10 protein-coding genes are annotated in these 12,511 nt (G+C 70.4%); 6 read left to right on the top strand and 4 right to left on the bottom strand.

Annotated elements, in window-relative coordinates:
• Positions 1-3 precede the first annotated feature (3 nt).
• The 3 genes from AC16DP_RS40800 to AC16DP_RS40790 all read left to right on the top strand — a co-directional run bounded on the left by AC16DP_RS40800 (position 4) and on the right by AC16DP_RS40790 (position 5,659).
• The gene (locus tag AC16DP_RS40800) at positions 4-1,215 is read left to right on the top strand and encodes a DUF58 domain-containing protein (protein ID WP_329729231.1); all 1,212 of its coding nucleotides are present in this window, start codon (positions 4-6) and stop codon (positions 1,213-1,215) included.
• Positions 1,212-3,176, top strand: a complete 1,965-nt coding sequence (locus tag AC16DP_RS40795; RefSeq protein ID WP_329729232.1) for a DUF4129 domain-containing transglutaminase family protein — start codon at positions 1,212-1,214, stop codon at positions 3,174-3,176. Before AC16DP_RS40800 ends, AC16DP_RS40795 begins: the two co-directional genes overlap by 4 nt.
• A gap of 275 nt (positions 3,177-3,451) precedes the next feature.
• A complete protein-coding gene (locus tag AC16DP_RS40790; RefSeq protein ID WP_329729233.1) occupies positions 3,452-5,659 on the top strand; it encodes a M4 family metallopeptidase in 2,208 nt (735 codons plus the stop codon).
• A 79-nt stretch (positions 5,660-5,738) separates the two neighbouring features.
• On the opposite strand, the gene AC16DP_RS40785 is transcribed toward AC16DP_RS40790, so the two are convergent.
• From AC16DP_RS40785 to AC16DP_RS40770, 4 genes are all read right to left on the bottom strand, one after another.
• Positions 5,739-7,127 (bottom strand): cytochrome P450 family protein, encoded by a 1,389-nt coding sequence (locus AC16DP_RS40785; RefSeq protein WP_329729234.1) that lies wholly within the window; start codon positions 7,125-7,127, stop codon positions 5,739-5,741.
• A gap of 26 nt (positions 7,128-7,153) precedes the next feature.
• The gene (locus tag AC16DP_RS40780) at positions 7,154-7,690 is read right to left on the bottom strand and encodes a MarR family winged helix-turn-helix transcriptional regulator (RefSeq protein ID WP_329729235.1); all 537 of its coding nucleotides are present in this window, start codon (positions 7,688-7,690) and stop codon (positions 7,154-7,156) included.
• Positions 7,691-7,967: 277 nt separating this feature from the next.
• The gene (locus AC16DP_RS40775) at positions 7,968-8,531 is read right to left on the bottom strand and encodes a DUF6036 family nucleotidyltransferase (protein WP_329729236.1); all 564 of its coding nucleotides are present in this window, start codon (positions 8,529-8,531) and stop codon (positions 7,968-7,970) included.
• Positions 8,509-9,087 (bottom strand): hypothetical protein, encoded by a 579-nt coding sequence (locus tag AC16DP_RS40770; protein WP_329729237.1) that lies wholly within the window; start codon positions 9,085-9,087, stop codon positions 8,509-8,511. Before AC16DP_RS40770 ends, AC16DP_RS40775 begins: the two co-directional genes overlap by 23 nt.
• A gap of 612 nt (positions 9,088-9,699) precedes the next feature.
• Here AC16DP_RS40770 and AC16DP_RS40765 point away from each other — a divergent pair.
• The 3 genes from AC16DP_RS40765 to AC16DP_RS40755 all read left to right on the top strand — a co-directional run.
• On the top strand, positions 9,700-9,840 hold the full coding sequence (locus tag AC16DP_RS40765; RefSeq protein WP_329729238.1) for a hypothetical protein: 141 nt from the start codon (positions 9,700-9,702) through the stop codon (positions 9,838-9,840).
• A 72-nt stretch (positions 9,841-9,912) separates the two neighbouring features.
• Positions 9,913-10,833 carry a DUF2381 family protein gene (locus AC16DP_RS40760; protein ID WP_483956978.1) on the top strand — a complete coding sequence of 307 codons (921 nt, stop codon included), beginning with the start codon at positions 9,913-9,915 and terminating at the stop codon, positions 10,831-10,833.
• Positions 10,834-10,845: 12 nt separating this feature from the next.
• Positions 10,846-12,511: serine/threonine protein kinase (locus AC16DP_RS40755; RefSeq protein ID WP_483956975.1), on the top strand; the 1,666-nt coding region annotated here is incomplete at its 3' end.

The following is a 12,511-nucleotide window of genomic DNA, read 5'->3' as shown; positions in this document are numbered from 1 at the left end:
CGCATGGCCCGCCGTCGCCGCTGGTCCTTCCTGATGCCGCCCGAGGACCACGGATTCATCCGTTTCCTCCAGGATCGGTACTACGGGCTGCTCACACCGGTGGGGCGCGTGGTGATGTGGTGCGCACTGGCGGCGGGCTTCCTCCTGCTGGGCGGCCTGGTGGCGCCGCTCATCCTCTTCTTCTCCTTCACCGTGTGCGCGCTGATCGCCGCCGCCATGGTGGGCCTGCCCTTCCGTCCACGCGTCTCGCTCACGCGCCTCTTCCCGCCCCCCGTCTCCGCCGGGGACACGCTCACCTACCGCGTGCGCGTGGAGAACACGGGCCGCCGTCCCGTGCGCCACCTCGTGGTGGAGGAGCGCCTGCTGCCTTCCGAGCTCCGCCGCGTGGGCGAGCCCCCGGTCATCGACACCCTGGCGCCCGGCGAGCGCACCGAGGTGACGCTGCGCCTCCAGTGCACCACCCGCGGCGTCTACGAGCTGGGCGCGCTCCAGGCCGCGAGCCTCTTCCCGTCGGCGCTGGTGAAGTGGCCGAGGCGCTCGCCCGCGAAGGACCGGGTGCTGGTGTACCCGCGCTTCACCCCGCTCGAGTCGCTGGAGGTGCCGCACGGACGCAACTACCAGCCCGGAGGCATCTCGGTGGCCTCGCAGGTGGGCGAGTCCACGGAGTTCTTCGGCACGCGCGACTGGCATGACGGGGACCGCACGCGGGACATCCACTGGCCGTCCTTCGCGCGCACGGGCCGCCTGGTGGTGAAGGAGTTCCAGGAGGAGTTCTTCGTCCGGCTGGCCATGGTGCTGGACGTGCAGTCGCGCTCGGTGAAGGAGGACGCGCTGCTGGAGAAGGCACTCTCGCTGGCGGCGGGCATGGCGGACGTGCTGGCGCGGCAGGAGTACATCATCGACCTGTTCGCCGCGGGCCCCGAGGTGTTCCACTTCCAGGCGGGCCGGGCGCTGGCGCACTTCGACCACATCCTCGAAATCCTCGCGGCCATCGAGTCGGGCGAGCGGTTGGACCTGGAGGCGCTGGAGGCGGCGCTGCTGCCCGAGGCGAGCCACCTCTCCGCGGTCATCTTCGTGGTGATGGACTGGGAGCCGTCGCGGGCGGCGCTGGTGGAGAAGCTCAAGGCGCACGGGGTGGCGGTGCGGGTGCTCTCGGTGAGGCCGGACCGGGCGCCGGTGGGGCTCGCGCCGGAAGAGGTGGTGGCGCTGGCATGAGTGGACCCTCGGACAACGTCTTGGCTCCGGTGTCGCGGTACGGCCGGCTCGTCGAGCTGCTGCCGGTGTTCGCGGCCCTGGTGGTGCACGCGGTGGCGCACGGGCGGTGGCTGCTGTGCGCGCCGGTGATGGTGGGGCTCCTGTGGGCGGTGCTCACGGGCGTGCGGGTGGACTACTCGCCGGCGCGGCTGCTGTTCGCGGGAGCGCTGGGGATGGGGGCGGGAGCGGGGATGCTCTGGGTGAGCGAGCCGCCGACGGCGCCCTTTCCGCCCAACATCTTCGGCCCGCTGTGCGGCGCGCTGGTGGGGCTGTCGGTGCTGTGCGGGCTGGGCCGCAACCGGTACTACGCGTGGACGTACGCGGGCCTGCTCGTGGCGCTCAGCCTGCGCGTGCGCGAGATGCAGGCGGTGGAGTGGGTGCTGGGCGGGCTGGTGCTGAGCGTGCTGCTGGTGGCCTTTCTCGAGGGAGGACTCGGACGCTCGGGCTTCCGGGCGGCGGCGGGCTTCGGCGTCTTCACCGTGCTGCTGCTGGGGATGACGCTGTGGCTGACGCGGACCATCTGGGCCAGCGAGGGCGTGCTGATGGACGCCGTGTACCGGATGACGAGCGGCTCCAATCCGGGCACCGGCGCGGAGTTCCAGTCGGAGGTGGGCCTGCGCAGCCTGGAGCGCAAGGCCCGAGGCTCGGAGCGGCCACTGCTGGTGCTCTCGGGGGCGGCGCCCGCGCGGCTGCGGACGCGGGTGTTCGACCGGTTCGACGGGCTGCGGTGGACGACGTCGAAGGAGCTGGAGGAGCGGCGGTTGCCACTGCCCTCGGGAGGGGAGGAGGCCGCGCGGACGCTGGCGCTGACGGTGCTGGCGCCGGTGGGCTCGTGGCTGCCGGCCCCGGCGGGGACGCGAGGGGTGGAGGGCGTGCGGCCGGAGGTGCGGGGCGGCTGGGTCTGGAAGGCGGAGGAGCTGGAGGGCACCACGCTGGCGCTTCGCACGGCCGAGCAGGAGTACCTGCCACCGGAGGAGGCGCCGGGGGACGCGCTCACCGCGTTGCCGGAGGAGTTGAAGGCGGAGCTGCGCCCGCTGGCGGAGGAGCTGACGCGCGAGGCGCGCACGCCGCGCGAGAAGGCGCGGAAGCTGGAGGCGTACTTCCACGAGCACTTCGAGTACTCGCTGTACGTGGACCTGCGGGGCGAGGGGAGTCCGCTGGCGGTGATGGTGAAGGAGAAGCGGCCGGCGTACTGCACGTACTTCGCGAGCGCGATGGCGGCGCTGCTGAGGACGGTGGGGGTACCGGCGCGGGTGGTGGGAGGCTTCGCGCCGGAGGACAACAATCCGCTCACGGGGGCGACGCTGGTGCGCGAGCGGGACGCGCACGCCTGGGTGGAGGTGTTCCTCGCGGACGAGGGGCGCTTCGTGGCGTTCGATCCAACGCCGTGGAGGAGCCGGGACGAGGCGCTGGGGCTGACGCAGGAGGAGAAGGGCTTCTGGGGGAACCTGGTGGGCGCGGTGGGCACGTTCCTGCGCGAGGTGGGCGCGGGGCTGCGCTACCAGCCATTGGCGCAGGTGAAGGCGCTGGTGGGCTCGCCGCTGTTCGGGGTGCTGGCGGCGGGGGTGCTGCTGTGGAGGCTGCGCAAGGGCAAGTGGGGCGAGCGGACGAAGACGCGGCGCGAGGTGATGGGGACGCGGGACGTGCGGCTCGCGGCGGTGTACGCGCGCTACCTCAAGACGCTCAAGAAGCGGGCGGGCCTGGTGCCGGGGCCCTCGGAGACGGACGACGAGCTGCTGTCCCGGCTGCGCGAGGCGCGAGGCGAGGCGGTGGCGCAGGTCGCGGCGGAGTTCCTCGCGCACTACCGGGAGGCGCGCTACCGGGGAGTGCCCATGGGCCCGGAGCAGGGGAACACGCTGGTGGAGCACCTGGACGCGACGCTGCGCGACGCTCCCTCTCCCTCTGGGAGAGGGTCGGGGTGAGGGTCGTCACCACGTCCAGTATGGCGAGCTCCTCGGCCTGAAGACCTTCGGCCGCTTCCTGCGCTGGTCCGCGCGGGCCCTGCGCGACGGTCTCCTCGCCCACCGGTACGGTTGAAATCCTGAACTCCTTGTGAAAAAATTGTTACGAGAAGTGTGAGGAAAGCCGAAAGTCCCCGGGAGAACCGTTGGACGGGAAATCAGTTGAACTCATGCTTCCGAGTGTGTCAGGTATCAGCAGCTATCCTTCCTGGAGGTATGAGTTGGCTCATCGAATCTTGAAGACGTTTGGGGCGGTCTGGCTCGGGGTCGCGCTGACGGCGTGCGGCGTGGAGCAGGCGGGCACGGACACTGCCTCCGGACAGGAGAAGGCGGGCGGCGACATCCAGGCGTCCCTGAACGCCCTCAAGAGCGCGCGGGTGCTCGGCGTGCACGCCGATGGCATCCCCGACACCGTGCGCGGTGAGCTGGGCCGGGTGGAGCGGGGCGTGGGCTCGCTGGCGGTGGGCCCGGCGGCGGCCCAGTCCGCGCTGGAGGCGGTGGCGCCGGTGTTCCGGCTGGACGCGAGGGACCTGGTGCTCACCCGCGTGAGCACGGACGAGCAGGGCAACCAGCACCTGCGCTTCCAGCAGATGAAGAATGGCTTGAAGGTGCAGGGCGGCGAGCTGCTGCTGCACTCGCGCCCGGATGGCACCGTGTACCTGGCGAACGGCTCGGCGCGCGATGGCGTGCTCGTGTCCTCGCAGCCGCGCGTGGCGGGCGAGGCGGCCAGGGCCGCGGCGCTGGACGCCACCCAGGGCGCGGGCCTGAAGGCCGGCGCCCCGCAGCTGATGTACCTGCGCACCGAGGACGGCAAGCTGCGCCTCGTCTACGAGGTGGTCGTCTCGGGCGAGGGCCTGGACATGCCGCTGCGCGACCGCGTCTACGTGGATGCCCAGAATGGCTCCGTGGCCCTGCGCGCGCCGGAGATCCACACGGCGCTCAACCGCCGGGTGTACTCGGCCAACAACGGCACCAGCCTGCCGGGCACGCTCAGGCGCAGCGAGGGCCAGGCCGCCACGGGCGACGCCCACGTGGACATGAACTACGACATGCTCGGGTTCACGTACAACTGCTACAAGACGCTCTTCAACCGCGACTCGTTCGACAACGCGGGCGCCACGCTCACCAGCACCGTCCACTACAGCACCAACTACGTCAACGCCTACTGGAACAGCAGCCAGATGGTGTACGGCGATGGCGATGGCTCCACGTCCATCGAGCTGGGCAAGGACGCGGACGTCACCGTGCACGAGCTGACGCACGCCGTGACGGAGCGCGAGAGCAACCTCACGTACTCGGGCCAGTCCGGCGGCCTCAACGAGGCCATGTCCGACACCTTCGCCGCCATCTGCGAGAGCTGGCAGTCGGGCACCTGGAGCACCGCGGCCGCCATCTGGATGGTGGGCGAGGACGTGTGGACGCCGGCCACGCCCAACGATGCGCTGCGCTACATGGATGACCCGGCCAAGGACGGCGTGTCCAAGGACTGGGCGCCCAACGTGACGTCCAGCACGGACGTGCACTACAGCTCGGGCGTGCCCAACCTGGCCTTCGCGCTGCTGTCCAAGGGTGGCACGCACCCGCGCGGCCGCTCCTCCGTGGTGGTGCCGGCCATCGGCGTCGAGAAGGCCGGCCGCATCTGGTACAAGGCCAACACGGACCTCTTCTCGGCCTCCACCACCTTCGCGCAGGCCAAGTCGTGGACCGCGCAGGCCGCCACGGACCTCGGCTACGACGCCGCCACCGTGGACGCGGTGAACAAGGCCTGGGAGGCCGTGGGCGTGGGCGTGGTCGTTCCTCCCCCCACCTCCACCCCGCTGACCAACAACGTGCCGGTGAGCAGCCTGTCCGACGCCACGGGCGGCAAGAAGTACTACTCCCTGGCGGTGCCCTCGGGCGCCTCCAACCTGACGTTCGCCATCAGCGGTGGCACGGGTGACGCGGACCTGTACGTGAAGTTCGGCGCCGCGCCGGACTCCGCCTCCTACGACTGCCGCCCGTACCTGAGCGGCAACGCGGAGACGTGCACCATCGCCACCGCCCAGACGGGCACGTACTACGTGATGCTCAACGCGTACTCCGCCTACTCGGGGCTGACGCTGACGGGCTCCTACACCACCGGCACCACCCCGCCCCCGGGCAACGTGCTGGTCAACGGCGTGCCGGTGACGGGCCTGTCCGGCGCCTCGGCCTCCTCGCAGACGTGGACCCTGGACGTGCCGGCCGGCGCCACCGTCTCCTTCACCAGCAGCGGTGGCACGGGTGACGCGGACCTGTACGTGAAGCTCGGCGCCGCGCCCTCCACCACCGTGTACGACTGCCGCCCGTACCTCAGCGGCAACAACGAGACGTGCACCTTCACCAACACGGCCGGCGGCAAGTTCTACGTCATGCTGCGCGGCTACTCGGCCTACTCGGGTGTGACGCTCAAGGGCCAGTACTAGCCCCGTCCGCTCCGCCTGCCTGACGGAGCACCGGCACCCGGGGGCCCTCGTGGCCGCCCGGGTGCTGTCGTTTCGGGGCCTAGAAGCACAGCGGGATGCGGTGGAAGCCGCGCATGGCCGCGCCGGCGCCCCAGCGCAGCTCGCTGGCCGGCACGCCCAGCCGCAGCTTCGGGAAGCGCCGGAAGAGCGTCTCGAAGGCGATGCGCGCCTCGAGCCGCGCCAGCGGCGCGCCGATGCACACGTGGATGCCCTTGCCGAAGGCGATGTTCCGGTGCGCGTCCGGGCGCGAGATGTCATACGCGTCCGGGTGGGTGAAGCGCTCCGGGTCCCGGTTGGCCGAGGCCAGTCCCACCGACACCCGCGCCCCCCTGGGCACGTGGGTGTCTCCCAGCGCGAAGTCCTCCGTGGCGATGCGCGGGGTGCTCAGGTAGTCCACGGGGCCCCAGTAGCGCAGCGTCTCCTCGACCATGCCCTTGCTCATGCCGGCCGGGTCCGCGAGGAAGCGCGCGTGCTGCTCGGGGTGCTCGAGCAGCGCGACGACGCCGTTGCCGAGCAGGTTCACCGTCGTCAGGTGCCCGGCGAAGAAGAGGATGAACACCATGGACAGCAGCTCCTGGTGGTTGAGCCGGTCTCCCTCCTCCTGGGCGTGCACCATCTGGCTGATCATGTCCTCGCCGGGCGCGCGCCGCTTGCGCTCGAAGAGGCCCTCCAGGTAGCTGGCGAAGGACTTCAGTCCGGCGCGCACCTGGGGGTCCGCCCGCGCGGCCGGGGTGTCCGCCTGCAGGAGCCGCTCGGCCCATTCGTGCACCCGGGCCTGGTCCTCCTCGGGGATGCCGAGCATGTCGCTGATGACGCGCACGGGCAGGGGGTAGGCGAAGGACTCGACGAGCTCCATGCGGCGCTCGGGGGAGGACTCGCCGCGGGCGGCGGCCGCCTGCTCCGCCTTGTCGAGCAGCTCGTCCACGAGGCGCTGCACGCGGGGCTCGAGCAGCTCCATGGCGCGGGCGGTGAAGTTGGGCTGCACCAGCTTGCGCAGCCGGGTGTGGTCCGGCGGGTCCATCATGATGAGGCTGAAGGCGATGGGCTTGAACTCCTCGGGCATGGCCTTGGCGAGGAGCTCGCGGTGCTGCGGCGGCAGGCCGGTGCGGAAGTCGGAGGAGAGCCGGTCATCGAGCAGCGCGGACACGGACGCGTCGTAGCGGGTGACGAAGTAGCGCTCGTCCCCGGCCTCGCGGGCCTTGCGCTCCGGAGAGCCCTCGGCATGGACGCCCGCCGTGAGGTCGCCGCGCATGGGGGTGCGCACGACGGGCCCGAGGGCCCGCAGGTCGGAGTAGATGCCGTGGGCCTTCTCGAAGAACGCGGGGCTCGTCCTGTCCAACAGGTGCGTGGCGTCCGCGCGAGGGGCCTCGTGGGGGGGCGTGACGGGGGCGGTGTCCTGCTTCTGCTCGTTCGGGGGGTTGGCTGCCATGGCGTCCTCTCTCTGTCTTCAACGGCTCAACGGCGTTTCCTGCTGGCCCGGCGGGGGGCGCGCCCGGGTGCTTCGGCGTCTTCGTCCGGCGCTGTCTCCGGGGGCGCGGGGGAGCGGGCCTCCAGGGCGGCCAGCGTGCGCTCGAGCAGGTTCAGGGTGCGGTCCAGCTCCTCGAGCTCGGCCGGGGAGGCGCTCGCGAACCAGGTGGCCAGGTCGCTGGCCATCGCCTGGCGGATCTCCTGTCCCACCTCGCGGCCGAGCTCCGTCATCACGAGGCGCAACCGGCGCCGGTCCTCGGGGTCCGCCTCGCGGCGCACGTAGCCGCGCTGCTCCAGGCGATCCAACAGCCCGGTGATGACGGCGGGGGTGACACGCTGCCGCCGCGCGAGCTGTCCGGGAGACAGGGGGCCGTCACGGAGCGCGTAGAGCACCCCGAGCTGGCGCAGGCTCAGCTCCTGGCCGAGGTGGTTGGCCTGCGCGCTCGCCATGGCCCACCGGTACAGGCGGGGGATGAGCCCGAGGGTGCGCAGGGCGTGGTCGAGCGGAGGCTTGTTCCTGGGCATGGTTTCCGCTCCGGCACTCCGGGCCACCGGGCCCGAATCGTTAGCCAGGCTAAAGGTATCGGAAGCAAAAGAATCCGCAACACCCGGGGGAGGGTGGGCTGACCGTGGACCGGGCGGGAATGTGGCCGGATATCTCCTCTCCCCTCGGGAGAGGGACGGGGTGAGGGTATCCGGGTCCGTTCTTCAACCCGTGGCCCCCACTGTGAACAGCGGGTTCAACCCGGGATGCTTCGACCTTACCCATTTTTCTGAGGCCCGACGGGGCGGGCTCACCCCGTCATGTGGCGGAGGCTTCCAGTGCCCGCTCGTGTGCATCCGCTACCGAGGGGCCGAAGAGCCGGTCAATCAGCACCACGTAGGCTGCCGCGAACATGGAGCGAGGTCCCGTCACCCACGTCTCATGAAACCGCTCGAGCAGCACCTGAGGGTCGAGCGGATGCGTGGAGTGCAGGAGCTCGATGGCCTGCAGATCATGCTCCGCTCCGCGAGCGAGCTTCATGAGCGCGAGGTCATGCGGCTCGGGCAGGAGCACCTCGAGGTGGCGCAGACCTGGAATCGCGTAGGGTTGGAGCCGTTCCTGGAAGCTCTCGGGAGCGAAGTACGTGCCCACGGGTTGGAGCGGTACCCGCAGTCCCGTTGCCGTCATCGCCTGCTGGAATGCGGCGGTGACCGCGGGGGCTAGGTCGGGGAGCACATCCAGGTCGGTGGTGCTGCGGCTCGGATTCGCGAGGAGCCCGACGGCCATTCCACCGATGATGACCAGTCGCGCTGGACGGGTCAGGTGGGCATCCGCGGCCCGGATGAGCCGGGCCACGTCGTCAGCTGAGAAGCGCTGGATCATGCTTGGCCAGGAGCGAGCTGAAACTGTCCTCGGGCATGTTGAGGAACAGTCCCCACCGGCGAGCCACCGCGGGCGTCTTGAGCTCCGCCAGCCTCCGGTCACGTGCACTTCGCGGCTCGAAGAAGTAGCGAGGCTCCTGGGGCCGGGCGTCCTCGAAACATCTGGCCAGGTGCGCCAGCTCGTCACGGGCGGTCAGTTGCGCCGTGAGCTCGAGCAGGAATCCCAGCTCGGCCTCCTGCCCGGCGGCGTGTGCCTGCTCCTGGAGCAACTGCCCATTCAACGCCGTGGCATACCGGGCCAGGACGAGCGGCAGCACGCGCAGCACCGTGGCGTTGTCGTGGGCGAGCTTCAGGGCCCAGGGCAGTGTCTCCTCGAGCCGCAGCCAGCACCGGGGAGCCCATTCCAGCAGCGGGGCGCCATAGGCGACGAGCGACTCGTAGACGCTCTTCTCGAGGGACAGGGGCGTGAAGTCGGAAGACGACCCGGTGCCCACGTCACCCGGGGCGGCCTCCGCACGAGGCACCACGGCATCCGATGAAGTGGCCTGCTTCTTCATGACCTGCCGAACTCCCCGCCTGCGAGCCATGACCACCAAGCCACAACATATGCCCGAGGGTCTGCCGAGGCCAGTCCGGCTGCTCACCTGGCCGCCTGGACCGGACTCCTGGCATCCAGGGTGTACTCCGGAGACTCGCCGTCATGACGGGCGCTTGGAGAGCACGAGGTCCCGCGCGCCAAGGGGCGCGAAGCCAAGAAGGTGTCGCCAAGAAGGTGTCAAAGAACTCGCTCCGGACACGTTTCGACACCTCGGGCCCCACGGGTCGTCTGACACCACTGCGGATGCCGCACTCCACCAGCACCGGGAAGTCTCGCAGCACGGGCAGCGGCCAGCGTCATGACTAAGCCAGGAGGAGTAAGTCCTGTCAGGGGGGAGGTTCCGGCCGCGATGGGGAGCAACTGGTCCGATGGTCGGACCAGTTGGCACGTGGCGCGACCGGAGGGCACCCCGTGCGTTCCTGTGAGAGCACCCCTGAAAGAACTTACTTGCGCTGGCTTAGGCTCAACAACCCACCGCCTCACGCTTCGCGCGCGCGGGCCGGCTCACGTGTAGCGTCTTGCGGTAGCATTTCACCTCCTGTCCAGGCGGGCATGGTGCGGAGCTGGCGGAATGGCCCGACGAGGTGACATGGACATGACGGCCGACAAACCGCCCAAGAAGCTGGTGCTCAAGAAGGAAGCGCTGCGCGTGCTCAAGGCGAGCCTGTCTGGAAGGGGGTCAGACGACTCGTGTGAGCAGGCCCCCACCTGACACACCGAGTACCTCCTGGAAGTCAGGTGCGGTCCATGCGAATACCAGCAAACGGGTCCTCCCAGGCGCGGCATCTGCTACGGTGAACCGGAGAGGTTCACCACCCTGGCACTACCATCGCCCCTTCCTCCCCTCGTCCTTCTCGCCCTGTTCCTTGGGTTGTCCGCTGCAGCCCAAACCCAGCCCCCGGCCCGAGAGCGCCAGGAGCGGCAGGTGGTCCTCCCCGGCCACGCCAGTGAGCCGGTACCGGAGGCGCGGGTGGCGGCTGGCGTCGCCACCTACCTCCGCTTCGACGCCCCCATCGACAGGGCCTCGGTGGAGGTGGAGGGCCGACCGGCGCGCTTCCGGTGGGTGGAGGTGGGCGAGCGCCTCGTGGCGGTGGAGCCCTCCGTCGACCTGGGAGCCGAGGAGAAGCTCGTGGTGCGGGTGCGCTACAAGGACGGAGCCTCCCCGGCTGTGGCCACGCTCGTGCTCGTCTCCCACCCCACGCTGGTGGACAAGGAGCTGGAGGTGGTGCGCCGCCCGCGCACCGTCGAGGCGCTGGAGACCGCGCTGGCGGAGAAGGAGGCGGAGCTCGCGGCGCTCCGGGCCTCGAGCGGACCCGCTGGGCTCGTGTTTTCCGGGCGGCTCGGCCCGGACGGGGTGCAGGCCCGGCGCATCAGGAATGCACCCGCCGATGCGCGGGGGGGGCTGGATGTACCGGGCGGAGCGGGGTATCGCGCCAACTCCTGGGCTCTCGCCGTCGTCCGTGTGCGCAACCTTCCGGGACAGAAACCCTGGGTGCCAGGCGTGGCGCGGCTCACCCGCGCCGACGGCACCGCCGTGAAGGTGCGCTCCGTGGACATGAACAAGGCGCAGCTCGCGCCGGGCGAAGAGGGCCTCGTCACGGTGGAGACGGAGACGCCGTTCTGGAAGGCGGGCGAGGTCTTCCGCCTGGAGGTGCTGGACAAGAGCGGCGTCCGGCCCCTCCCCATCCTCGAAGTGGAACTTTAGGAGACAGGCCCCATGTCGACGGAAGCCTTTCACCCGGACCACCTCCAGCCCGGCCACTGGGTGGGGCCCTGGCTCATCGTCGCGGTGCTGGGCCGTGGTGGCTCCTCCCGCGTCTTCAAGGTGGAGCGCGACGGCCAGCCGTACTCCATGAAAATGGGGCTGCTCCCCCTCCACCAATCCACGGAGGAACTCACAGAAGCGCAGTACGTGGAGGAGACGAGCGCCTGGCGGCGCCTGGCGCGAGAGGCATCAGCTCTCTTTACCTACTCCTCCCACCCCAACCTGTTGCGCGTGTACGCGGTGGACTTCTGGCCCAACCCCACCCAGGGCTACCCCTTCCTCGTCACCGACTTCGTGGACGGGGACGACTGGCACCGGTGGCGGTGGCGCAAGCCCCTTCACGCCGTGGGGCTGACGAACACCTTCTCCAGCGTGGTGCGCACCGTGGGGGTACTGCACGCACGCGGCGTGTACCACCGGGACTTGAAGGCGGAAAACATCCTCATCCGCCGGAAGGACGGCAGGCCCTTCCTCATCGACTTCGGCACCGCGCGCCTGCCGGGAGCCCTCACCCAGACGCTGGGACTGCCCGAGGGCGTCCTGCACCTGGTGCCGCCCGAGCTCCTGGCCTACACGCGCACCGAGGCGTGGAAGCGGGGCGAGGCTTTCAATGGCGGCGTGCCCGCGGACTTGTACGCACTGGGGGTGCTGCTCTACCAGGGCCTGACAGACCTCCACCCGTTCAACCCCGAGCTGCCAGACAAGGAGTTGCTGGCCGCCATCGCCAGCGTCCCTCCCACCGCCCCCCACGTCCTCAACCCCCTGGCACCGCGCGCCCTCGGCGACATCGCCCTGAAGCTGCTGGAAAAACGGCCCGAGGACCGGTACCCGGATACCGAGGCAGTGCTACAGGCGTTGGAGGAGGCCGTCGAGAAGGTGAGGCAGTCCCCCGCCTGGAAGGTGCCCCTCTTCGCCGTGGAGGACAGTCCGGCGGAGCCGCTCCCCCAGGAAGTGGCGGCACAGCCGGCCCAGCCGCTGCCTGCGGCACGTGAGGCCCCGGCGGAGGTTCAGCCATCCAACGAGGAAGAGAGCCCGGCGGAGTCGAAGCAGGCACCCCTTGCTGCACCTGTCGGCCCGCGGCGCGCAAGGTGGCCTCGGGTCCTGCTCGCGGGCCTGACCGTGCTCGGCCTTGCCTTGTGGCTGGTGCACTCCACACTTGCCCCCCCACCCGAGGCGCTGCTGCCCGGGTCTGGCCCCGAGAAAGGAAGCCCTCCCGTGTCCACCTCTTCGCGCTCCACCCCCTCGAGTCTCCTCGCCGCCTGGTTGTGCGCCGTCGTCGGCGTCGGATGCCCCGCCGCCCAGGTAAAGCCCCCGGAGCCCGCAGAATGTCCCGAGGATGCGACCGAGGCCATGTTCCAGGAGTTGAAAATCTCAACGGGTAGCGAACTTTCGGCCGTCGTGGACATCAACCAGCCCAGCGAACTCGGCGACGTGGGCGTCTACCAGGATGGCCCTGTCGTCAGCCGCCTCGTGGAGGGCGCTGGAGGACTGCCCGAGGGGACTCTGCTCCACGGTCGGCTCTGGACAGGCCCCGACATCTACGACGTCTCCTCTCGAAGAATGGGAGAGATCTGGAAGCGCCCGGCCGTCATGGGCCGCTACACCCTGGCCGTGCTGC

Source organism: Archangium sp. (genome assembly GCF_057119385.1).
Note: the sequence above shows the minus strand (reverse complement) of the source record. Positions and strands in the feature narration are given on the sequence as shown.